Genomic DNA, 21,584 nt, shown 5'->3' with positions numbered 1-21,584 from the left:
AATCAGTGAATTAAAGCGATATTTCATACTTACGCCTGATGAAAGGACGGCAAAGGATAATGAAAAATCCGCTGCGGGTCTATGTTTTATCGGCTGAACGGATGATTTGTGAACAGAAAATGCTGAAAAAACCGGCACGGGCAGGAAAAACTAAGGGCTCCTTGCGGAGCCCTTAAGCGGTTTACTTCTTCGCGTCCGGATGGTCCGGCACCTCGGCGCTGCCCATCTCCTTCTCGTCGCGGATCATCGAGCGGTCTTTACGCACGTCGGCCACGTCGGAGGCGCTCACCGGTTTGGCGCTGTTGCCCCAGCTGGTACGGATGAAGTTCACCACGTCCGCCACCTGCTGATCGTTCAGACGCCAGCCAAACGGCGGCATGGTGATGTTGGACACCGCGCCCTGCACCGCCGGCGTGGTGTTACCGGTCAGCACGATGTGGATCAGCGAGGTCGCGTCCTCGGTCTGCACCACCGGGTTGCCCTTCAGCGACGGGAAGGCGCGCTTATAGCCCACGCCGTCGGTGCGGTGGCAGGCCGCGCAGTTATCGACATACAGCGCCGCGCCGGGCTTGCTGTCGTCACCGCGCCACAGATCCTTGGCCACGCTGTCTTCGACCGGTGCCGCCTGCTGCTTGCCGTCTTTCGGCGGCAGCGATTTCAGGTAGCGTGCGATGGCGGTCAGATCGTCGTCGCTCAGGTATTGCAGGCTGTGCTCCACCACGTCGCTCATGCCGCCAAACACGATCGCCTTGTCGTTACGGCCGGTTTTCAGGAACTCGGTCAGCTCGGCTTCGCTCCAGCTGCCCAGGCCATCCTTACGGTCGCTGCGCAAGCTGGAAGCCACCCAGCCGTCGATCGGCGCGTTGCTGCCGGACAGGTAGTCGTCGCTTTCGCTGTTGCTCAGCGCTTTTTCCTGCATGGTGATGCTGCGCGGGGTATGGCAGGCACCGCAGTGGCCCAGGCCTTCCACCAGGTAGCGGCCGCGCTCAATCACCGGATCGGCCTTGGCGTCAGCGACGAAATCCGCCGGCGACGGCGCGAACATGCCGCGCCAGATGCTCAGCGGCCAGCGCATCGACAGCGGCCACGGGATGTCGGAATCCTTGTTGGCCTGCTCCACCGGCTGCACGCCGTGCATGAAATAGGCATACATGGCGCGCATGTCGTCCTCTTTCACCAGCGCGAACGACGGGTACGGCATCGCCGGGTACAGGGTGCTGCCGTTTTTGGCTACGCCCTTACGCACCGCGTTGTCGAAATCCTCGAAGCTGTAATCGCCGATGCCGGTTTTCTTGTCCGGCGTGATGTTGGTGGAGTAAATGGTGCCGATCGGCGTCTCCATCGCCAGACCGCCGGCGAAGGTTTTGCCGCTCTTGCCGTCGGTGTGGCAAGCCACGCAGTCGCCGGCGCGCGCCAGGTATTCACCGCGCTTGATCAGCTCGCTGCTGACGGTGGCGTCCTGCGCCCAAACGGAAAAACTCACTGCACTGAGAACCAGTGCCGGTACAAATGCTTTCATCGTTCGCCGTCCTTATGCCTGCACCAATGGGCCTGGGTTTTTCAGATACTGCTCGCGAATGGCGCAGGCAGACCAGTAAGCCAGCGCCGCCACGGTGCCGGTCGGGTTGTAGCCCAGCCCTTGCGGGAAGGCCGATGCGCCGATCGAGAACACGTTGTGCACGTCCCAGCTCTGCAGATAGCGGTTGACCGCGCTGGTCTTCGGATCTTCCCCCATTACCGCGCCGCCGTTCATATGGGTGGTCTGGTAGCTGGTGGTGTCGAAGTGGCTGTTGGCGTTTTTCGGGCTGCCGGCGATCAGTTTCGGGTTCATCGCCTTGGCGATCGGCGCCATCTTGTCGTACATGAACTGCGCCATCTTGATGTCGTTTTCCTGCCAGTCGAACGTCATGCGCAGCAGCGGCTGGCCAAAGACGTTCTTGTAGTTGGGATCGAGATCCAGATAGTTGTTGCGGTACGACTGGTGCGCGCCGTGGGCGTCCATCGAAACGTGGTGGGTGTAGGCATCCGCCACCGCCGCTTTCCATTTGCTGCCCCAGGCCGGGGTGCCCGGAGGCGTCGGCAGGCCGGAGATCGGCTTGGTGCCAGCCTGGTTGACCCAGAACGGCGAACCGCCGACGAAGCCTTCTTTGGCATGGTCGAAGTTATCGGCGTTGAAGTCGTCCACGCCCACGCCGTTGCCGCCGGCGCCGATGAACGGGTTGGTGAACACGTCTTTATCGAAGAACGCCTTGATGGTGGTCATGTTCTGGTAGGCGAAGTTGCGCCCGACCACGCCTTCGCCGGTCACCGGATCGTAAGGCTTGCCGATGCCGGACAGCAGCATCAGGTGCACGTTGTGGAACTGGAACGCGCCCAGGATCACCAGATCGGCCGGCTGTTCAATCTCGCGGCCCTGCGCATCGACGTAGTTCACGCCGGTGGCGCGGGATTTGTCGTCGGTCAGGTTGACCTTCAGCACGTTGGCGTTGGTGCGCAGCTCGAAACGTTTCTCCATGCGCAGCGCCGGCAAGATGTTGACGTTCGGCGAGGCCTTGGAATACATGTAGCAGGCGTAGCCGCTGCAGAAACCGCAGAAGTTGCACGGGCCCATCTGCGCGCCGTACGGGTTGGTGTAAGAGTCCGAGGTGTTGGCGGACGGCAGGTTGTAAGGGTGATAACCCACCTCCAGCGCCGCTTTCTCGAACAGCTGGGCGGAGTAGGTATTTTTCTGCGCCGGCAGCGGGAAGTCGCTGGAACGATCCGCCGCAAAGCGGTTGCCGCCCTTCTGCGCCACTTTCTGCCCTTTGATGGTCCAGGCGGTGCCGGAGGTGCCGAACACTTTCTCCGCTTTATCGAAGAACGGTTCCAGCTCGTCGTAGGTCACGCCGAAGTCCTGGATGGTCATGTCCTTCGGAATGAAGTTTTTGCCGTAGCGCTCTTCATAGTGGCTGCGCATGCGCAGTTCGATCGGATCGACGCGAAAATGCACGCCCGACCAGTGCAGGCCGGCACCGCCAACGCCGGTGCCCGGCAGGAACGCCGCCAGCTGGCGGTAAGGCACCGCGGTCTGGCTGCTGTTGTGGCGAATGGTGACGGTGCTTTTCGACAGATCCTGGAACAGTTTGCGGCGGATGTTATAGGTCAGCTCGTCGATCACCTGCGGATAAGAACCGTCCGGATAGGTGTCGCGCATCGGGCCACGCTCCAACGCCACCACGTTGAGGCCGGCCTCGGTCAGCTCTTTGGCCATGATCGCGCCCACCCAGCCGAAACCGACGATCACCGCATCTACTTTTTTCATTACCGTTGCCATGATCAGCCCCTCTCCCCACGAATCGAGACCGGCGGGAAGGGATAACGCTCCCCTCGCTCAACCCAGTCCATAAAATCGGCGCGCGCGCCCGGAAAATTAATCAGCTTCCAGCCCACCATGTCTTTGTTGCCGCCATGGATAGGATCGCTGAAGAAACCTTCGCGGGTGTTTTGCAACAGATAGGAGAAGAACAGTTTCGACGGCAGCTGCTGGAACTCCGCCTCGCCGGACTCGAACTTTTGCAGCATGGCGTCTTGCTGTGCGCCATCCAGTTCGGCGAAGGGCTTGCCGGCGGTTTTCTTGCTGTAGGCGTCGGCGTCACTGATGCCGAGGTTGTAGATTTGCTTGGGCACCAGCGGCAGCTGATAACCCATCTCCTTCGGCACATCGGGGTTGAATGGCCCCTGCATGTACCAGATGGAGCCGGTGGCGTATGGGGTATTCATCTGGCGATCGATAAACTCCGGCACGCCGGCTTCCAGTGCGCCAGGGCCGCGTTCGTCGGCCGGGATCAGGCGCGCGACGGCGGCCCTGATGAAGGCCCACTCTTCCGGGGTGAAAAAGGTCGGTTGGTAATCGTTCTGCGTTGAAGTGTTCGGGGCCGCGACCGCTGGTGCCGGTGCCGTCAGCGCGCCAACGCCACTGCCACCAATTACCGCCGCAGGAATTAAGGTCATCGATTTCAACAAGAAATCGCGCCGCGAATTGTTGGTTTTATGATTCGACATGTCACATTCCATCCAAAGATAGTCACAACTATTTAACCGCAACCTTGCGATCGATACGGGTTTTTAAAATAATTTGTTACTTATTTGTCTATTTATTGAAGGTCAGAATGCGAGCAAATGCAAAAATGTTACCGGTAACTTATTGAATGAACGTAAAGATTTATCTGCTAACGTAAATTTAACTTTTTGTGCGGTTTTTCTGATAACCGGCGAGGAAATAACGAAAAATGAGAGGTGCGTCGTGCTCTTAAGCGGCGCCATAAACAAAATCGGCCGCGTTCAGCGGCCGATTCGACAAAAGAGAGGGTTACTGCGACATCGCCTGGTAGGCGGTGGTCACCTTCCACAAATAGCGCGGCGCCTGCGGTGCCGGGTGCTTTTTCTGGATGTGCTGATAAAACTCGTCCGGACTCATCTGATTGATGCGATTCACCGCCACACGCTTGTCCGAGGAGAAGGTGCGTAACATGGCACCCGCCCCGTTCACGTACGAAACGATGGTGGCATAACGCAGAGTCTGAGGGTTGTTGATCCCGGCTAGCTGCTGGCTTTGAAGAATATTGATATAGGCCGTTCCCAGATCAATATTGACCGCCGGATCTTTCAGCTCACGCGAGCTGGGTTGCCCGTTTCGTCCTTTCATGCGATAGGCGTCGCGGCCGGCGGTAGAAGCCTTAAGCTGCATCAATCCCACTGCGTTCGAGGTGCTGACCACGTTCGGGTTAAACCCGGACTCCACCTGAATAATCGCTTTAATCAGCGTTTCGTCAACGCCGTAGTTGCTGGCGGCCTGACGAATGTAATCGTTATAAGCAACCGGGGTGCCTGTGCGGTTTACCGGTGCCTGCGGAGGGGGTTTTAACCAACCGCCGCGCGTTGTGCCACTGCCTGAAATATTGCTTGCCGTTTGTGGGTCTTTGGCGCACCCCGACAAAAGCAAAATTGCCGTAAGGCAACCTATTTTTGTTTTCACAGAATCCCTCACTCCTTTCAATGAGTTGCGTAGCATATACAACTTGTAAGGACACCTGCAGTAATTTTTTGGGCTAATCTCAAGCTATCCATATACCAAGAGGTGATTTATGAGTCAATCTGCAACAAACTGCTTTGTGGTGACTTTTCGCTATCAGGAAGCGGGATTAACCGACCTGGCGAAGCTGACCGGGCAATTGACGCGCGAAGGTTTTGTCACGTCGGTGACAGACGAAAATGGCGTTCACCATGAGCTCGGCAGCAACAGTTTTGCGTTTATAACCGTGCTGGATCAAGAGGATGTACAGCGTCTGGCGCAGGGGTTCGGGCAGTTGGCATTGGGAAAACAGCCGGAGGTGGCGATATGCAGCTGTAAGGACTACCTTCAGCGGTTACATACTGATACATAAAATGCTATAACTCCCCGGACGGTATTATTTTTTCAGTTGGAGAAATACCCCGCCGGCGGTGGGCAAGTGACGCTTGACTTCGCTTCAATTGATATTGATAATCATTTTCATTTGAACCAGGAGACGTCATCATGCCATTGATAAGTAGCGCTTTTCGTCGCAGTCGCCCTTCCCGCGCTGCCGCACTGTTACGCCCTTTCACGCTCGCCTGCCTGCTGCTCGGCACCGCCTTGGTCAGTCAACACGCGCTGGCGGATAAAAAGCTGCGCGTGGTGACGACCTTTACCATCATTCAGGACATTGCCCAGAACGTGGCCGGTGACGCCGCCGTGGTGGAATCCATCACCAAGCCGGGCGCCGAGATCCACGACTATCAACCGACTCCGCGCGACATCGTCAAAGCGCAGCACGCCGACCTGATCCTGTGGAACGGCATGAACCTGGAACGTTGGTTCCAGCGCTTCTTCGAAAACATCAAACAGGTGCCGGCGGCGGTTGTGACCGAAGGCATCACCCCGCTGCCGATCCGCGAAGGGCCGTATAACGGCAACCCGAACCCGCATGCCTGGATGTCGCCAAGCAACGCGCTGGTGTACATCGAGAACATTCGCAAAGCCCTGGTGGAGCACGATCCGGCACATGCGGAAACCTATAACCGCAACGCCAAAGCCTACGCAGAGAAAATCGGCGCACTGGACGCCCCACTGCGCGAACGCCTGGCGCGCATTCCGACCGCACAGCGTTGGCTGGTGACCAGCGAAGGCGCTTTCAGCTACCTGGCGCAGGACTATCAGCTGAAAGAAGTCTATCTGTGGCCGATCAACGCCGATGAGCAAGGTTCGCCGCAGCAGGTGCGCCGGGTAATCGACGCGGTGCGCGCCCACCATATTCCGGTGGTGTTCAGCGAAAGCACCATTTCCGACAAGCCGGCCAAGCAGGTAGCGAAAGAAACCGGCGCCAAATACGGCGGCGTGCTGTACGTGGATTCGCTGTCCACCCGCGACGGCCCGGTGCCGACCTATATCGACCTGCTTAACACCACCGTGCAAACCATCGCCAAAGGATTCGATCAATGACCCATGAACCGTTTGTCCGCCCTGAATTGAACGTGGACGACGTCACCGTGACCTACAACAACGGACACACCGCCATTCACAACGCCAGCTTTACCCTGAGCGGCGGTTCGATCTGCGCACTGGTCGGCGTCAACGGCAGCGGTAAATCGACGTTGTTCAAAAGCATCATGGGCCTGGTCAGGCCCACCAGCGGCCGGGTGTCGCTCAGCGACAAACCGGTAGCGGACGCGCTGAAAAAGAACCTGATCGCCTACGTGCCGCAGACCGAGGACGTCGACTGGAACTTCCCGGTGCTGGTGGAAGACGTGGTGATGATGGGCCGCTACGGCAAGATGAATTTCCTGCGCATTCCGTCGCGAGAGGACCGGTTGCGGGTTGACAAGGCGCTGGAGCGCGTCGGCCTCAGCGAGCTGCGCGGTCGGCAGATCGGCGAGCTGTCCGGCGGCCAGAAAAAGCGCGTGTTTCTGGCGCGCGCGCTGGCGCAACAGGGCACCGTGCTGCTGCTGGATGAACCGTTCACCGGCGTGGATGTGAAAACCGAGAATGCCATTATCGAGCTGCTGCGCGCATTGCGCGACGAGGGGCATCTGATCCTGGTCTCCACCCACAACCTCGGCAGCGTGCCGGAGTTTTGCGATCGGGTGATCCTCATCAACCGCACGGTGCTGGCCGCCGGCCCAACCGAAACCACCTTCACGCAGAGCAACCTGGAGCAGGCATTCGGCGGCGTGCTGCGCCATATCAACCTCTCAGGCCCGGACCTGCACGACGACAACGATCCGCGCACCGTTACGGTGTTGACCGACGATGAGCGCCCGGCGGTGTTCTACGGCCACACCAAAAGCGATCCGCCGGCCAACAGCCAGGCCAGGGAGAAACAATCCTGATGCTGGACCTTCTGCTGCAACCTTTCAGTTATAACTACATGGTGAAAGCCATCTGGGTCAGCGCCATCGTCGGCGCCGCCTGCGCGTTCCTGTCCGCCTATCTGATGCTGAAGGGATGGTCGTTGATGGGCGATGCGCTGTCGCACTCGGTGGTGCCCGGCGTGGCCGGCGCCTACGCCCTCGGCCTGCCCTACGCCGCCGGCGCCTTCTTTACCGGCATGCTGGCGGCGCTGGCGATGACGCTGGTGCGCCACATCACCCGCCTGCGCGAAGACGCCATCATCGGCTTCATCTTCTCCACCTTCTTCGCCGTCGGCCTGCTGATCGTGTCGCTCAACCCCACCTCGGTCAACGTACAGTCGATCATCTTCGGCAATATCCTCGGCATCGCCGACGAAGACGTGCTGCAGGTGGAAATCATCATCGGCGTTTCGCTGCTGATCCTGTGTCTGGTGTGGAAAGACCTGCTGGCGGTGTTCTTCGACGAAAGCCACGCGGTATCGATCGGCCTGTCGCCGCTGAAGCTGAAGATCCTGTTCTTCACCCTGCTCAGCGCCTGCACCGTCGCCGCGCTGCAAACCGTCGGCGCCATTTTGGTGATCGCCATGGTGATCACGCCGGGCGCCACCGCCTATCTGCTGACCGACCGCTTCAGCCGGCTGGTGATCATCGCCATCATCATCGGCGCATTGACCAGCGGCATCGGCGCCTACCTGAGTTTCTTCCTCGATGGCGCCACCGGCGGGGTGATCGTCACCCTGCAAACGCTGGTGTTCCTGGCGGCGTTCTTCTTCGCGCCGAAACACGGCCTGCTGGCGTCCCGGCGCCGTGTGGCGCATTCGCAAACCGGAGGCCGCTGATGGACACCCTGTATCAACTGCTCAGCGAACCCTTCGCCTACCCGTTCATGCAGCGGGCGATCGTCGCCGCCATCGTCACCGGCGTAGTGTGCGCCGTGCTCTCCTGCTATCTGGTGCTCAAAGGCTGGTCGCTGATGGGCGACGCCATCTCGCACGCGGTACTGCCCGGCATCGTGGTGGCGTTCGTGGTCGGCATCCCGCTGGCGATCGGCGCCTTCCTCTCCGGCATCTTTTGCGCGGTGGCCACCGGCTACCTGAAAGAGAACAGCCGGGTGAAAGAAGACACGGTGATGGGCATCGTCTTTTCCGGCATGTTCGCCTTCGGCCTGGTGCTGTTCTCGCGCATCGACACCGACCAACACCTAAGCCACATTCTGTTCGGCAACATGCTGGGCATCACCGACGGCGAGCTCAAGCAAACCCTGCTGATTGCCGGCATCACCCTGGCGGTGGTGTTGCTCAAGCGCAAAGACTTCATGCTGTACTGTTTCGACCCGCACCACGCCCGGGTGATTGGCCTGCCGGTCAAGCTGCTGCACTACGGGCTGCTTTGCCTGCTGGCGATGACCATCGTCGCCTCGCTGCAGGCCGTGGGGGTGATCCTGGTGATCGCCATGCTGATCGCCCCCGGCATCATCGCCTTTATGCTGTGCCGCCGGTTTGATCGCATGCTGATGGTGGCAACGGTGGTGTCGGTGTTCTCTTGCGTGCTCGGCACCCTGATCAGCTTCCACATCGACGGCGCCACCGGGCCCTGTATCGTCATCGTGCAGGCCGTGCTGTTCGTTGTCGCCTTGTTGTACAGCAAGCTGCGCCCGTTACAGGGTAACCAAAACGCCCCGATGGGCAGTTAAACGCCCCTCTGATGCGGCGGTGTGCCCGCCGCATCCTATTCCTCCGCTGGCTTATCCGTTGTCATCAAGTTGCAATCGGTATTGCGCTTAAATTAATCAATAGGGTATATACTTTGAGCTGGCGAGGCGCTGAAAAAATCGCCGCCTTTGACGCCGGCTGTGCGCCGCGTCGTGTTTTCACCACGGGAAAGACGCTAACCTAATGAATTATCAGGCAGCACAGAGGGGGAAATACCATGTGGCAAGCCGTTAGCCGTCTGTTAAGTGAACATCTTGGCAGCGCAGAGATACGCGAAAGGATTGAACTGCCCGGGGGCGACATTCACCCGGCGTGGCGCGTGAGTTACGGTGACAACGAGGTGTTCGTGAAATGCGACGCCCGTGAGCAACTGCCGATATTCACCGCCGAGGCCGATCAGCTGGCGTTGCTGGCGCGCAGCAAAAGCGTGCGGGTACCGGAAGTGTATGGCGTCGGCAGCGATCGCGACTACAGCTTCCTGCTGCTGGAGTATCAGCAGTTGAAACCCCTCGACGCCCACGGCGCCTACTGCCTGGGGCAACAACTGGCGCATCTGCACCAGTGGAGCGAGCAACCGCAGTTCGGTCTCGACTTCGACAGCGATTTGACCACCACCCCGCAACCCAACGCCTGGCAACGCCGCTGGTCGGAATTCTTCGCCGAGCAGCGCATCGGCTGGCAGCTGCAGCTGGCGGCGGAAAAAGGCATGACCTTCGGCGACATCGACGACATCGTCGATCGGGTGTATCTGCGCTTGCAGCATCACCAGCCGCAGCCTTCCCTGCTGCACGGAAACCTGTGGCCGGGCAACTGCGCGATGACCGCCAACGGGCCGATCCTGTTCGATCCGGCCAGCTACTGGGGCGACAGAGAGTGCGATTTGGCGATGCTGCCGCTGTATCCGGAGCTGCCGCCGCAGATCTACGACGGCTATCAGAGCGTGTGGCCGCTGGGGGCCGGATTTATCGAACGCCAGCCGCTGTATCAGCTGTACTACCTGCTCAACCGCAGCAATCTGTTCGGCGGCCAGCATTTGGTGGCTGCCCAACGCGCGGTGGAGGCGCTGCTGCAGCCCGAGGCGTCGTAACGTACCGGGGCGCCGTGCGGCGCCCCGATCATGGTTCAGGCCGCGCCGGCCAACTGCCCCAACAGGCGGATCACGAACCAGGCGATCACCGCAATCACGATAGGCAGGATGTACAGCGGGAAGTATTGCAGGAAGATGGTGTGGTGCGGCAGCGTAATGCGCTCCTCAAGCTGTTGGCGCGTGTGCCCTTCGCTGCCCTTGGCCTGCTCCAGGATCATCTGGTCTTCTAACCCTTCGCGGATGAACTTGACCTGACGCGACATGCGCGCGCCGGAGGCCTGCAGCGCCAGCCCGACGAAAATCAGAATATAGATGATGATGAACATCAGATTGGCGCCGCTGAACAGGCTTTTATCCACGTCAGGCACCGGTGAGTTGTACCAGAAAAGGTTCAGGAACGGCGTGTTGAAACGCACCATGTCCACCATCACGTGGACAAAATCCAGCATCACTGCGTTGATGCCCTTGGTTTTTTCACTGTGCTGATAGATAAAACCCAGCACGGAAATCAGCGTCGACAGCAACGCCGGGATAAAAACCACCCATCCGAGAATGCGTTTCAAAATGGCGAGACGCCCGGCCTGTTGATACGTCATGTGTTCCCCTTGTTAGCGACGTAACCGAATCGGCTAAGTCTACCTGCTGTTGGCGAAACTCGCCCACCGTTTTCTTCACTCCCGCTGTGCTACAAGCTTAGCCGAATTCGTCGAAATCAAAAACTTAACGGCGCCGGCACACTATCATTGAAGGGGTAACGTTATCCATTCGGACAGAGGCCGCCATGATTCGACTGATTATCTTATTGCTGGGCGCCCAGGCGCTGCACGGCCAGCGCCGCCTGCTGGTGCTGTTCGGTTGGCTGTGGATAGCCGCAGGGGCGCTGATGTTGTTCGACATACTGCAGGATGGCCGGTCGGTGCTGGCGCTGGATGCGCTGGCGGTCATCCTGGCGCTGGAGGGGCTGGTGGCGATATCCGCTGCGCTGGTGATCGGCTCTTCGGCCAGCAGGCCGGTGTTGCTGAAGGGATTGGGTTTCGTGTTTATGGCCTTTTTAATGCTGGACGTGCCCGCAGACGATAACATCGTCGCCACCGTGGTGTTTGGCAGCGCGCTGCTGCTTGACGGCGCCGTGCGCATCGCCTCCTCCACGGTGATTCAACACAGTCGATGGAAAGGCGTGGCGCTGGCGGGCGGCGGCGAGATCCTGCTTTCGTTGATGATTTTTGTCGGCTGGCCGGCGCCGCATCGGATGACGGTGCCCTTTTGCCTCGGCGTGATGATGGTGCTTTCCGGCTGGGCCTTATTGCGTATCGCCCGGAGACTGACAAGCTTCTCTCTGAATCAGCACCCCGCGCGGCAGCCACCGCACCCGGAGGATGAGACTGCGCCACTCACGGTGTACATCTGGACACCGATTGGTGCGGCTAAAGATCCACGCCGGCGTTACATCGTCGACCGATACATCGCGGCGGTCGACGGCGGCGGCAATATCTCCACCGGTCATGCCGCCCTGGCGCTCGCGCCGGATGTGTATATCAGTCACTACCCGCTCAACGACATCAGCCATTCCGTTCAGGATTTCCGCCAGTTGTTGCATGCCGGCGAGCAGAACAACGTCGACGGGCGTTTCCTGCCCGACCTGCCGGGTGAGATCGCCGCCTGGTGCCCACCGGACAAGAAAATTCAATTCTACCGCTATAACCCGGCGGCGCTGCGCGCATTCTGGCTGCGTTATCGGCAAGACGCCACCTACAATCTGACCCGACGCAACTGTTCCACCACGGTCATCGGCGCGCTCGACAGCGCGTTGGAAGGCGTGCTGGGTGATAAACATCTGTGGCGCCGCTTTCTGTTGCTGGTGCTCGATCCCAATCTGTGGATGCTGGCGGTACTACGCAGCCGCGGCGAAAGCATGACCTGGACGCCGGGTTTGGTGCTGGACTACGCACGCATGTTGCAACAGGTCACCGAGCGTCAACATCAGCGCTGGTGGCTAAAATTGCGCGAGGCGTGGAATATCCTGCGTTTTGGCAAAAGCCAAACGCGCAGGCAAAGGTTTTAGTCTCGTCACCGGCGATGATAAAGTGTCGGGCACATTCACCCGCGCCGGCAGGAGTTAACCGTTAATGGCTTATTCGCAACGCATTGAAACCGCAATTTTTGATATGGACGGCTTGTTGATCGACTCGGAACCGCTATGGCTGCAGGCCGAGCTGGATATCTTCGGCGCGCTGGGTTTGGATCTGTCCGACCGTCACAAGCTGCCGGACACGCTGGGGTTGCGCATCGATCTGGTGGTGAAGATGTGGTACCAGGCGATGCCGTGGCAAGGGGTTTCGCTCGATGAGGTGTCGGCGCGGATTATCGAGCGCGCCATCGAGCTGGTGCACGAGACGCGCCCGCTGCTGCCGGGCGTTCAGCAGGCGCTGGAGCTGTGCCGCAGCCAGGGGCTGAACATTGGCCTCGCCTCCGCCTCGCCGCTGCACATGCAACAGCAGGTGCTGAAGATGTTCGATCTTGAAGGTTACTTCGATCAGCTGGTTTCCGCCGAATACCTGCCGTACAGCAAACCACACCCTGAGGTCTACCTGATCGCCGCCGAGCGCCTGGGCAGCGATCCGCTGCGCTGCATCACGCTGGAAGACTCCTTTAACGGCATGATCGCCACCAAGGCCGCACGCATGCGTTCCATCGTCATCCCGGCGGCCGAATACCGTCACGATCCGCGCTGGGCGCTGGCGGACCACAAGCTGGAGACCCTGGAACAGCTCACTCTCGCCCACTTTGCCTGACCTGCGGCGCCGGTCATCGGCGCCCTGGCTTTCCGCTCTGCGCCATAAAAGGGATCCGTGCCGCAAAACAAACGAAACAGCGTTTCATTATTATTGAATCGGCATGCTGTTGTTATTATGCTGGGTGGCAGGGAAAGCGACGGCCCGCGGCGCGTTGTCACTGCCACGCAGCGCGGTTCAAGGCCGCCGCTTCCTCCCGCCACACGCCAAGCCACCGTCTTTTTTCTCATCTTCATGCATCGCCCATCGCCCGCTTTTTGTTCTCGCCAGTCAAAATCGATGATTTGTTACGCAGCACCGTAACAAGCCGTTGTAAAACAGGGAAAAATAAACAATTGGTTACAGGGTAACTGCTTCCACTACTGGGAATTTTCCCATATACTGGATAAATTAACAGTTTACCAGCCGGAATCGCAACAGCATGACCGCGGAAGGACATCTCATTTTCTCTGTCGCTTGCGCGATCTTCGCCAAGAAGGCGGAAGTGACGCCAGAGCTGGCTACCGGCGACTGGTGGCACATCATACCCGCCGCGCTGCTCACCTCGCTGCTGCCGGACATCGATCACCCCAAGTCGGTACTGGGCCAGCGCCTGCGCTGGATCGCCCTGCCCATCGCCCGCGCCTTCGGCCACCGCGGTTTCACCCACAGCCTGCTGGCGATCGCCGGCGGCATGGCGCTGTTTCAGCTGGACGTGCCGCGTAGCTGGCCGATCCCGGCCGATGCGATGCACGCCATGATCATCGGTTACTTCAGCCATCTGCTGGCCGACATGCTCACGCCCGCCGGCGTGCCGCTGCTGTGGCCGTGCCGCTGGCGTTTTCGCCTGCCCCTGCTCAACTCGCAAAAAGGCAACCAGCTGGAGCGCGTACTGTGTCTGTGCCTGGTGGCGTTTGCCATCTGCTGGCAAGGCGATTTCACCCTGCCGGTGCAATCCTATGTCGAGCAAATCAGAAATATCAGACTCTGATCACAAAAATACGCCCAATCCATCATCTTGGTGTATATAAAACAAACAAAAAAACACAAAAAGCTATATCAAATTCCATTTGGATATAAGTAGGCCACTCAGCAAACTGTTACGATATTTACATCGCGACATACGTGATGCGTAGTCGTTTTTATAAGAAAGATTATTGGAGACATTGGGGATGAATCTTCCGCTCGTGATTAACGTGCTGGTGTTTGTCGCGCTTCTTTTGCTGCTGGCGCAAACCCGCCACAAGCAATGGAGCCTGGCGAAAAAAGTGCTGGTCGGCCTGGTGGTCGGCGTAGTATTCGGTCTGGGCCTGCAGCTGGTGTACGGCGCCGACAACCCGGTACTGAAAGAATCCATCAGCTGGTTCAACATCGTCGGCAACGGCTATGTGCAACTGCTGCAAATGATCGTCATGCCGCTGGTGTTCGCCTCGATCCTGAGCGCGGTGGCCAAGCTGCATAACGCCTCTTCTCTGGGCAAAATCAGCGTCCTGACTATCGGCACGCTGCTGTTCACTACGCTGATCTCGGCGCTGGTGGGCGTGCTGGTCACCAACCTGTTCGGCCTGACCGCCGAAGGCCTGGTGCAGGGCGCGCAGGAAAGCGCGCGCCTGACGGCGATCCAGACCAACTACGTGGGTAAACTGGCCGATCTGACCGTGCCGCAGATGGTGCTGTCGTTCATCCCGAAAAACCCGTTCGCCGATCTGACCGGCGCCAGCCCGACGTCGATCATTAGCGTGGTGATTTTCGCCACCTTCCTCGGCGTGGCGTCGCTGCAGCTGCTGAAAGACGACAAGCCGAAAGGCGAGCGCGTGCTGGTGGCTATCGACACCCTGCAGGCCTGGGTGATGAAGCTGGTGCGTCTGGTCATGAAGCTGACGCCGTACGGCGTGCTGGCGCTGATGACCAAAGTGGTCGCCGGTTCCAACATTCACGACATCGTCAAGCTCGGCAGCTTCGTGGTGGCCTCGTACATCGGCCTGGCCATCATGTTCGTGGTGCACGCTGTGCTGCTGGCCTTCACCGGCGTTAACCCGATGAAGTTCTTCCGCAAGGTGTGGCCGGTGATCACCTTCGCCTTCACCAGCCGCTCCAGCGCCGCCAGCATTCCATTGAACGTGGAAGCGCAGACCCGTCGTCTGGGCGTGCCGGAATCCATCGCCAGCTTCTCGGCGTCGTTCGGCGCCACCATCGGCCAGAACGGCTGTGCGGGCCTCTACCCGGCGATGCTGGCGGTGATGGTTGCGCCGACCGTCGGCATCAACCCGCTGGATCCGGTGTGGATCGCCACCCTGGTTGGCATCGTCACCCTCAGCTCCGCCGGTGTGGCGGGCGTGGGCGGTGGCGCCACCTTCGCCGCGCTGATCGTACTGCCGGCGATGGGCCTGCCGGTGACGCTGGTCGCGCTGCTGATCTCGGTCGAACCACTGATCGACATGGGCCGTACCGCGCTAAACGTCAACGGCTCCATGGCGGCAGGCACCATCACCAGCCAGCTGATGAAGCAAACCGACAAAGCCGTGATGGACAGCGAAGACGAAGTCGAATTGGCTCACAGCTAACGCCCTCTCAGATCGAAAAAACCGGGGATTATCCCCGGTTTTTTTATGCCCCGCGTTCGGTCGTTACGGCCGCTCGCCGTTCGCCAGCCGCCGGTTGATATCGGCGATCACATCCGGTAATTGCGCCAGCGTGTCTATCACATAATGCGCGCCCGCCGCGTACAGCTTATCGGCGGCCGCCGTGCGGCGCTGCTCTATTTCCCCTGCCGCCATTTGACGGTACTCCGACCAGGTAGCGCCGAACTCGTTGCCGGACAGCGCCAGCCCGACGCTCCACATCCCGGCGTTCAGCCCTTCGGCAATGCCCGGCACCGCGTCATCGACCTTCACGCAGTGCGCCACCGCATCGATGCCCAGCGCGATGACGTTCTGCAACGCCATCCACGGCCCCGGTCGGCCGCCGGCCGCAAGATCGTCGGTGGCGACCCAATAATCCGGCGCATAGCCGCGCTGCGCGGCGGCCGGCGCCAGCACCTCCATCACCGCGCGCGGATAACCGGAGCAGGAACCGATTTTGATGCCCTGTTCGCGCAGCCCGGCAATCACCTGCGGCACGCCCTCGATGGGATCGGCAAAGTCGATCACTTTGGCGATTTGCAGCGGCATAAACGCCTGATACAGCGCGTCGATATCCTGGTGGCTCATCGAGCGGCCCAGCTTCTGCCGCCAGCGCGCGTCGACCGCCGGCAGTTTGCCCAGCGCCTCGATGTGCTGCCATTTGCCGAGCCCCATCGGAATGCGCGCCTCCGCCAGGCTGATGTCGATATCGAAGGTTTGCTTGAACGCCTCGACAAAAATCTGCGTTGGCGCAAAGGAGCCGAAGTCCACCGTGGTGCCGGCCCAGTCGAGGATCACTGCGTTGATCTGTTTCATGGTCAATCCTTATTGATTCCAGTACATCGCCTGCCCGACGGCCGCCAGCAAGCGTTCGATATCCTGCGGATAAATTTCCCCGATGTTGCCGATGCGGAAACAGTCGCTCTGCGACACTTTGCCGGGATAAATCACGAAGCCTTGCTGCTTCAGGCGCTGATAAAACTCGGCGAAGCGGTAAGTGTCGGCCTTCGGCGAATAGAACGCGGTGATGATCGGCGAGTGCAGCGCATCGTCCAGCAGGGTCTCAAAGCCCAGTTCACGCATGCCCGCCACCAGCCGACGCTGATTGGTCTGATAGCGGTGGTGGCGCGCGGCAATACCGCCCTCGTGTTCCAGCTCTTTCAGCGCCTGCGCGAAGGCCAGCACGGTGTGGGTCGGCGACGTAAAGCGCCATTTGCCGGCCTGGTCTTCCATACAGCGCCACTGGGCATACAGATCCAGCGACAGCGAGCGCGAACGGCCGGCGCATTTCTCCAGCTCGCTGCGGCGGGCGATGACGAAAGCGAAGCCCGGCACGCCCTGAATGCATTTGTTGGCGGAGCTGATCAGAAAATCGATGCCCAGCGCGTCCACATCCAACGGAATGCCGCCGAAGCTGCTCATGGCGTCAACGATAAAGGTTTTACCGTTGCGCGCCGCCAGACCGGCGACCTTCTGCAGCGGGTTGAGCATGCCGGTGGTGGTTTCACAGTGCACCATGGCGATATGGCTGATGCGCGCATCGCTTTTCAGCACCGCCTCCATCGCCGCCACGTCCGGCTCATTGACCTCGCCGCAGTCGAAAGCGTGGTGGTCAATATCCATTAGCCGCGCCATTTCGATCATTCGCGCCCCATAGGCGCCGTTGTTGACGATCAGCAGCTTGTCCTGCGGGCCGATGACCGTGCCCAACACGCCTTCCACCGCAAAACTGCCGCTGCCCTGCAGCAGCACCGCGGTGTAACCGGCGGACGGCGTCGCCAGCGCCACCAACCGTTGGCGGATGCGCTGCACCACGCCCAGGTTGTAATCTTCATCCCAGGTGCAGCTGTCATACAGCATCGCCTCTTTCACCGTTTTCGACGTGGTCAACGGGCCGGGGGTCAACAGCAGGTAGTTACGATCGGACATGTCATTCACCTATTTGGTCTATACCAGATTGCGGGCATTGTGGCGGCAAATTCCTTCCCCGGTCAAACGACAAAGCGCGGTGAAACAAAAAATTCATCTGGCTATGTATAATAAGCGCGTGCCGGAATGTCGGGCCGATGCCATAGCGAGATGAAATGAAAGAACATCAGGGCGATATGCCCCATTACCTGCAGATCAAGGATCAGCTTCAGGCGCGCATCACCCGCGGCGCGCTGCAGGCGGGCGACAAGCTGCCTTCGGAGCGCGAGCTGTGCGCCATCTTCTCTACCACCCGCGTTACCATTCGCGAGAGCCTGGCGCAGCTGGAAGCCACCGGCGCCATCTACCGCGCCGATCGCCGCGGCTGGTTCGTCACGCCGGAACGGCTGTGGCTGGATCCGACGCAGAACACCAACTTCCACCGCCTCTGCCAGGAGCAAGGGCGCACGCCGCGTACCGCGCTGCTGTCCGGCGAAAAAACCACGGTGCCGCTCGACGTGATGCAGCCGCTGGCGCTCGAGCCGTTCGATCAGGTGTATCTGCTGCGCCGCGTGCGCTATGCCGACGGCCGCGCCATCTGCTATTGCGAGAACCACTGCCTGCCGCAGCGGGTGCCGGAACTGCTCCGCCACGATCTCAACGGCAGCTTGACCGAGGTTTATCAGCAGCATTACGATTTGATTTACAGCAACATGCACCTGTCGTTCTACCCGACCGCCCTGCCTTACCGCGCCGCCAACGCGCTCGGCGCCATGGTCGGCCTGCCCGCCTTATTGCTGCGCCGCTTGAATTACGATCAGCACGGCCGCATTCTCGATTTCGATATCGAATACTGGCGCCACGACAGCCTGCGCATCGAGGTCGATACGCTTTAATCTCCTGAATATCGGGGCTGCGCCTGCCGCCCCCTTTTCTCTCCCACGCCCAATCCCCGTTGCCGGTAAATATATTTTGCCGCTTTCATTTGTTTGTCATATTCGCCGATTAGCTTGGCCGCATATCTGGTGTATACCAGTTCGCATTAACCCGCAACAGTGAGGCTGAAGCTATGAAACTTTCTCGTCTGGTCGTGATGACCGCCATCGCACTCGGCTCCGCGCCGGCCTGGGCCGCCGATGCGGTGGTGACCGTCTACTCCGCCGATGGCCTGCACGACGGCGATCACAGCTGGTATCAAACCCAGTTTGACGCCTTCACTCAGGCAACCGGGGTCAAGGTGCAGTACGTCGAAGGCGGTTCCGGCGCCATCGTCGAGCGGCTGTCGAAAGAGCGCAGCAACCCGCAGGCCGACGTGCTGGTGACGCTGCCACCGTTCATCCAGCGCGCCGCCGCGGAAAAACTGCTGCAGGACTTCACCCCGCAGGATGCGGCGCAGATCGCCAACGCCCAGCCGCAGTTCGTGCCGCTGGTGAACAACTACCTGAGCTTCATCTATAACGCCAAACTGCTGCCGCAGGCGCCCGCCAGCTACCAACAGCTGCTGGACGCGCAGTTCCGCAACAAGCTGCAGTACTCCACGCCGGGCCAGGCGGGTGACGGTACCGCGGTGATGCTGCAGGCGTTCCACAGCTTCGGCAGCAAAGACGCCGGTTTCGACTACCTCGGCAAGCTGCAAAGCAACAACGTCGGCCCTTCGGCCTCCACCGGCAAGCTGACCGCGCTGGTCAATAAAGGGGAGCTGCTGGTGGCCAACGGCGATCTGCAGATGAACCTGGCGCAGATGCGCAGCAACCCGAACGTGAAGGTGTTCTGGCCGGCCGGGCCGGACGGCAAGCGCAGCACGCTGGTGCTGCCTTACTATGTCGGCCTGGTGCAAGGCGCGCCGCAAAGCGCCAACGGCAAAAAACTGATCGACTTCCTGCTGAGCAAAGAAGCGCAGAGCAGCGTCAGCGCCATTTCCTACGGTATGCCGGTGCGTAAGGACGTCACCCCGACCGACGATAACTTCAAGCAGTCGCAGGCGGCGCTGAAAGGCGTGGACATCTGGGCGCCGGACTGGAATCAGGTGGTGAGCAGCCTGTCCGCCGATATCTCCCGCTGGCACCAGGTGACCGAATGACGCTGACGATGCCTTCTACCCTCTCTTCCCGCGCCGAGGCGCGGGATCGCAGCCAGGACATCGCCGGGCCGTCGGGCATTCAGCTCGACCGCGTCAGCGTGTCGTATCGCGGCACCGAGGTGCTGAAACCCCTGACGCTCACCATCGCCCCCGGCGAAGTGCTGGCGCTGATCGGCCCCTCAGGCTCGGGCAAAACCACCGTGCTGCGGGCCATTGCCGGATTCGTGCAGCCGTCCGCCGGGCGTATTGCCATCGGTGACGTCGATGTCACCGACGTGCCGCCTTATGAGCGCGGCCTGGGCATGGTGGTACAGAACTACGCGCTGTTTCCGCATATGCGCGTCGAAGACAATGTGGCGTTCGGCCTGCGCGCGCAAGGCAAGCCGCGCGGCCTCACCGCCGAGCGCGTCGAAGAAGCGCTGGCCATCGTCGGCATGTCCGCCTACGCCAAGCGCTATCCCAGCCAGCTTTCCGGCGGCCAGCAGCAGCGGGTGGCAATCGCTCGCGCCATCGCGGTGCGCCCCAAAGTGCTGTTACTGGATGAGCCGCTGTCGGCGCTGGACGCGCAAATTCGCCACAGCATGGTGGAAGAGATCGCCCGCCTGCACCGCGAACTGCCTGACCTGACCATCCTGTACGTCACCCACGATCAGGGCGAAGCGCTGACGCTGGCGGACAAGATTGGCATCATGCGCGACGGCCACCTGATCGCCCACGGCGAGACCCGCGCGCTTTACCATCATCCCACGAACCGCTTCGCCGCCGAGTTCCTCGGCCGCGCCAACCTGCTGCCGGCCACCGCGCTGGAGACCACTACCGGGCAAGGCATGACCACCGTCAGCTGCGCCGGCAAAGTGATCGGCTGTTTCACCTACGGCGCACAACGCGGCTTCGACAAGCTGCTGTGCATCCGGCCGCAGCATATTGCGCTCGATGCCGACGCCCAGCGCAGCAACAGCCTCATCGGCACGCTGCGCGATATTCACTGGCAGGGGGAACTGACGCACCTGCAGTTCGACGTTCAAGGCCATCCTCTGCGCGTGGTCACCACCCATCGCAGCCGGATGCCGCAGATCGGCGAACGCGTGCCGCTCTATTTCGCCCCCGACGATGCGGTACTGATCGAGGACTGACATGATCGACTCTACGCTTATTCGCCCGGCCCTGCGGCTGCGTTTCCCGCGCCGCCTGTGGATCCTGCTGCCGCTACTGGTGCTGGCGACGCTGTTTTTCTACCCGTTGGCGCTGATCGTCAAACAGGCATTTACCGACGATCAGGGGCTGTTCAGCGCCGCCGCGCTGCAGCAGGTGTTCGAATCCCGACGCTTTGTCGGCGCCCTGCTCAACACGCTGCAGATTGCGCTACTGGCGACGCTGGGCTGCCTGGTGCTCGGCACCCTGCTGTCGCTGCTGCTGGTGTTCACGCCGTTCCCCGGCAGCCGACCGATCGCCCGGGTGATCGATACCTTTATCGCCATGCCGACCTTCCTGATCACGCTGGCCTTCACCTTTATCTACGGCTCCGCCGGCCTGCTGAACGGCACGCTGATGGCGACCTTCGGTTTCACCCTGCCGCCGGTAGACTTTCTTTACTCCATCTGGGGGGTGATCCTGGCGGAAATCACCGTGTTTACGCCGCTGGTGATGCGCCCGCTGATGGCGGCATTGTCGCAGATCGATCGCAGCCAGCTCGAGGCCGCCAGCATCCTCGGCGCCCGGCCGGGGCGCGTGGTGCGCCAGGTGATTTTGCCGGCCGCGCTGCCGGCCTTGCTGGCCGGCGGCAGCCTGTGCCTGTTGTTGACCACCAATGAGTTCGGCATCGTGCTGTTTATCGGCGCCAAGGGCGTCACCACGCTGCCGATGATGGTCTACTCCAAAGCGATTCTGGAGTCGGATTACGCCGTCGCCTGCACGATCGCCGTCGTGAATATCGCGCTATCGCTCGGGCTGTTCTCCCTTTACCGCTACGCCGCGGCGCGCGCCGGGCTGAGGAACTGA

General features: G+C 60.6%; 21 protein-coding genes. 14 read left to right on the top strand and 7 right to left on the bottom strand.

What is annotated here, in order from left to right; all coding sequences use genetic code 11:
* Positions 1 to 181: 181 nt before the first annotated feature.
* The 4 genes from FOT55_RS09830 to FOT55_RS09815 all read right to left on the bottom strand — a co-directional run bounded on the left by FOT55_RS09830 (position 182) and on the right by FOT55_RS09815 (position 5,014).
* Complete coding sequence (locus FOT55_RS09830; protein WP_043143369.1) at positions 182 to 1,519, bottom strand: c-type cytochrome; 1,338 nt, start codon at positions 1,517 to 1,519, stop codon at positions 182 to 184.
* Positions 1,520 to 1,531: 12 nt separating this feature from the next.
* Positions 1,532 to 3,313, bottom strand: a complete 1,782-nt coding sequence (locus FOT55_RS09825) for a GMC family oxidoreductase (protein ID WP_147823422.1) — start codon at positions 3,311 to 3,313, stop codon at positions 1,532 to 1,534.
* 2 nt (positions 3,314 to 3,315) lie between these two features.
* Positions 3,316 to 4,041 carry a gluconate 2-dehydrogenase subunit 3 family protein gene (locus tag FOT55_RS09820; RefSeq protein ID WP_025302608.1) on the bottom strand — a complete coding sequence of 242 codons (726 nt, stop codon included), beginning with the start codon at positions 4,039 to 4,041 and terminating at the stop codon, positions 3,316 to 3,318.
* A 307-nt stretch (positions 4,042 to 4,348) separates the two neighbouring features.
* Entirely contained in the window at positions 4,349 to 5,014 is a 666-nt protein-coding gene (locus FOT55_RS09815; RefSeq protein WP_025302607.1) for a transglycosylase SLT domain-containing protein, read from the bottom strand.
* A gap of 109 nt (positions 5,015 to 5,123) precedes the next feature.
* On the opposite strand from FOT55_RS09815, the gene ghoS reads away from it, so the two are divergent.
* The 6 genes from ghoS to FOT55_RS09785 all read left to right on the top strand — a co-directional run bounded on the left by ghoS (position 5,124) and on the right by FOT55_RS09785 (position 10,206).
* Positions 5,124 to 5,423 (top strand): type V toxin-antitoxin system endoribonuclease antitoxin GhoS, encoded by a 300-nt coding sequence (ghoS, locus tag FOT55_RS09810; protein ID WP_147823421.1) that lies wholly within the window; start codon positions 5,124 to 5,126, stop codon positions 5,421 to 5,423.
* Positions 5,424 to 5,554: 131 nt separating this feature from the next.
* On the top strand, positions 5,555 to 6,499 hold the full coding sequence (locus FOT55_RS09805; protein WP_147823420.1) for a metal ABC transporter substrate-binding protein: 945 nt from the start codon (positions 5,555 to 5,557) through the stop codon (positions 6,497 to 6,499).
* Positions 6,496 to 7,386, top strand: a complete 891-nt coding sequence (locus FOT55_RS09800; RefSeq protein WP_043143367.1) for a manganese/iron ABC transporter ATP-binding protein — start codon at positions 6,496 to 6,498, stop codon at positions 7,384 to 7,386. Before FOT55_RS09805 ends, FOT55_RS09800 begins: the two co-directional genes overlap by 4 nt.
* Entirely contained in the window at positions 7,386 to 8,246 is an 861-nt protein-coding gene (yfeC, locus tag FOT55_RS09795) for an iron/manganese ABC transporter permease subunit YfeC (RefSeq protein ID WP_015377686.1), read from the top strand. Before FOT55_RS09800 ends, yfeC begins: the two co-directional genes overlap by 1 nt.
* On the top strand, positions 8,246 to 9,100 hold the full coding sequence (locus FOT55_RS09790; protein ID WP_025302603.1) for a metal ABC transporter permease: 855 nt from the start codon (positions 8,246 to 8,248) through the stop codon (positions 9,098 to 9,100). Before yfeC ends, FOT55_RS09790 begins: the two co-directional genes overlap by 1 nt.
* 236 nt (positions 9,101 to 9,336) lie before the next feature.
* Positions 9,337 to 10,206: a fructosamine kinase family protein gene (locus tag FOT55_RS09785; RefSeq protein WP_033642864.1), complete on the top strand. Its 870-nt coding sequence runs from the start codon at positions 9,337 to 9,339 to the stop codon at positions 10,204 to 10,206.
* A gap of 35 nt (positions 10,207 to 10,241) precedes the next feature.
* On the opposite strand, the gene FOT55_RS09780 is transcribed toward FOT55_RS09785, so the two are convergent.
* Positions 10,242 to 10,802: a YniB family protein gene (locus FOT55_RS09780; protein WP_025302601.1), complete on the bottom strand. Its 561-nt coding sequence runs from the start codon at positions 10,800 to 10,802 to the stop codon at positions 10,242 to 10,244.
* A gap of 185 nt (positions 10,803 to 10,987) precedes the next feature.
* Between FOT55_RS09780 and FOT55_RS09775 the strand changes: the two genes are divergently transcribed.
* The 4 genes from FOT55_RS09775 (at position 10,988) to FOT55_RS09760 (ending at position 15,541) form a co-directional block, all read left to right on the top strand.
* Positions 10,988 to 12,268: an HdeD family acid-resistance protein gene (locus tag FOT55_RS09775; protein ID WP_147823419.1), complete on the top strand. Its 1,281-nt coding sequence runs from the start codon at positions 10,988 to 10,990 to the stop codon at positions 12,266 to 12,268.
* Positions 12,269 to 12,332: 64 nt separating this feature from the next.
* Positions 12,333 to 12,998: a hexitol phosphatase HxpB gene (hxpB, locus tag FOT55_RS09770; RefSeq protein WP_147823418.1), complete on the top strand. Its 666-nt coding sequence runs from the start codon at positions 12,333 to 12,335 to the stop codon at positions 12,996 to 12,998.
* A gap of 421 nt (positions 12,999 to 13,419) precedes the next feature.
* Positions 13,420 to 13,968, top strand: a complete 549-nt coding sequence (locus FOT55_RS09765; protein ID WP_141997901.1) for a metal-dependent hydrolase — start codon at positions 13,420 to 13,422, stop codon at positions 13,966 to 13,968.
* Between the two features lie 181 nt (positions 13,969 to 14,149).
* On the top strand, positions 14,150 to 15,541 hold the full coding sequence (locus FOT55_RS09760) for an L-cystine transporter (protein WP_025302598.1): 1,392 nt from the start codon (positions 14,150 to 14,152) through the stop codon (positions 15,539 to 15,541).
* A 63-nt stretch (positions 15,542 to 15,604) separates the two neighbouring features.
* On the opposite strand, the gene phnX is transcribed toward FOT55_RS09760, so the two are convergent.
* Together phnX and phnW are read right to left on the bottom strand one after the other, a co-directional pair.
* Positions 15,605 to 16,414 carry a phosphonoacetaldehyde hydrolase gene (phnX, locus tag FOT55_RS09755; RefSeq protein WP_025302597.1) on the bottom strand — a complete coding sequence of 270 codons (810 nt, stop codon included), beginning with the start codon at positions 16,412 to 16,414 and terminating at the stop codon, positions 15,605 to 15,607.
* Between the two features lie 9 nt (positions 16,415 to 16,423).
* A complete protein-coding gene (gene phnW / locus FOT55_RS09750) occupies positions 16,424 to 17,527 on the bottom strand; it encodes a 2-aminoethylphosphonate--pyruvate transaminase (RefSeq protein ID WP_049209394.1) in 1,104 nt (367 codons plus the stop codon).
* Between the two features lie 155 nt (positions 17,528 to 17,682).
* Between phnW and phnR the strand changes: the two genes are divergently transcribed.
* The 4 genes from phnR (at position 17,683) to phnU (ending at position 21,584) form a co-directional block, all read left to right on the top strand.
* Complete coding sequence (gene phnR, locus FOT55_RS09745) at positions 17,683 to 18,402, top strand: phosphonate utilization transcriptional regulator PhnR (protein WP_033633223.1); 720 nt, start codon at positions 17,683 to 17,685, stop codon at positions 18,400 to 18,402.
* A 173-nt stretch (positions 18,403 to 18,575) separates the two neighbouring features.
* Positions 18,576 to 19,586 carry a 2-aminoethylphosphonate ABC transporter substrate-binding protein gene (locus FOT55_RS09740; protein WP_049205185.1) on the top strand — a complete coding sequence of 337 codons (1,011 nt, stop codon included), beginning with the start codon at positions 18,576 to 18,578 and terminating at the stop codon, positions 19,584 to 19,586.
* 2 nt (positions 19,587 to 19,588) lie between these two features.
* Positions 19,589 to 20,719, top strand: coding sequence for a 2-aminoethylphosphonate ABC transport system ATP-binding subunit PhnT (gene phnT / locus FOT55_RS09735; RefSeq protein WP_376783368.1), 1,131 nt, complete (start codon positions 19,589 to 19,591; stop codon positions 20,717 to 20,719).
* A 1-nt stretch (position 20,720) separates the two neighbouring features.
* On the top strand, positions 20,721 to 21,584 hold the full coding sequence (gene phnU / locus FOT55_RS09730; protein ID WP_049295462.1) for a 2-aminoethylphosphonate ABC transporter permease subunit: 864 nt from the start codon (positions 20,721 to 20,723) through the stop codon (positions 21,582 to 21,584).

It is taken from the genome of Serratia bockelmannii (assembly GCF_008011855.1).
Taxonomy (GTDB): Bacteria; Pseudomonadota; Gammaproteobacteria; order Enterobacterales; family Enterobacteriaceae; genus Serratia; species Serratia bockelmannii.
Note: the sequence above shows the minus strand (reverse complement) of the source record. Positions and strands in the feature narration are given on the sequence as shown.

Bases quoted from the DNA above. Each gene is read 5' to 3' on its own strand.
- ghoS (WP_147823421.1), top strand. From the start codon at position 5,124: ATGAGTCAATCTGCAACAAACTGCTTTGTGGTGACTTTTCGCTATCAG.
- hxpB (WP_147823418.1), top strand. From the start codon at position 12,333: ATGGCTTATTCGCAACGCATTGAAACCGCAATTTTTGATATGGACGGC.
- yfeC (WP_015377686.1), top strand. From the start codon at position 7,386: ATGCTGGACCTTCTGCTGCAACCTTTCAGTTATAACTACATGGTGAAA.
- phnR (WP_033633223.1), top strand. From the start codon at position 17,683: ATGAAAGAACATCAGGGCGATATGCCCCATTACCTGCAGATCAAGGAT.
- FOT55_RS09780 (WP_025302601.1), bottom strand. From the start codon at position 10,802: ATGACGTATCAACAGGCCGGGCGTCTCGCCATTTTGAAACGCATTCTC.
- FOT55_RS09740 (WP_049205185.1), top strand. From the start codon at position 18,576: ATGAAACTTTCTCGTCTGGTCGTGATGACCGCCATCGCACTCGGCTCC.
- FOT55_RS09830 (WP_043143369.1), bottom strand. From the start codon at position 1,519: ATGAAAGCATTTGTACCGGCACTGGTTCTCAGTGCAGTGAGTTTTTCC.
- FOT55_RS09805 (WP_147823420.1), top strand. From the start codon at position 5,555: ATGCCATTGATAAGTAGCGCTTTTCGTCGCAGTCGCCCTTCCCGCGCT.
- FOT55_RS09785 (WP_033642864.1), top strand. From the start codon at position 9,337: ATGTGGCAAGCCGTTAGCCGTCTGTTAAGTGAACATCTTGGCAGCGCA.
- phnW (WP_049209394.1), bottom strand. From the start codon at position 17,527: ATGTCCGATCGTAACTACCTGCTGTTGACCCCCGGCCCGTTGACCACG.
- FOT55_RS09800 (WP_043143367.1), top strand. From the start codon at position 6,496: ATGACCCATGAACCGTTTGTCCGCCCTGAATTGAACGTGGACGACGTC.
- FOT55_RS09775 (WP_147823419.1), top strand. From the start codon at position 10,988: ATGATTCGACTGATTATCTTATTGCTGGGCGCCCAGGCGCTGCACGGC.
- FOT55_RS09825 (WP_147823422.1), bottom strand. From the start codon at position 3,313: ATGGCAACGGTAATGAAAAAAGTAGATGCGGTGATCGTCGGTTTCGGC.
- FOT55_RS09765 (WP_141997901.1), top strand. From the start codon at position 13,420: ATGACCGCGGAAGGACATCTCATTTTCTCTGTCGCTTGCGCGATCTTC.
- phnU (WP_049295462.1), top strand. From the start codon at position 20,721: ATGATCGACTCTACGCTTATTCGCCCGGCCCTGCGGCTGCGTTTCCCG.
- FOT55_RS09820 (WP_025302608.1), bottom strand. From the start codon at position 4,041: ATGTCGAATCATAAAACCAACAATTCGCGGCGCGATTTCTTGTTGAAA.
- phnX (WP_025302597.1), bottom strand. From the start codon at position 16,414: ATGAAACAGATCAACGCAGTGATCCTCGACTGGGCCGGCACCACGGTG.
- FOT55_RS09760 (WP_025302598.1), top strand. From the start codon at position 14,150: ATGAATCTTCCGCTCGTGATTAACGTGCTGGTGTTTGTCGCGCTTCTT.
- FOT55_RS09790 (WP_025302603.1), top strand. From the start codon at position 8,246: ATGGACACCCTGTATCAACTGCTCAGCGAACCCTTCGCCTACCCGTTC.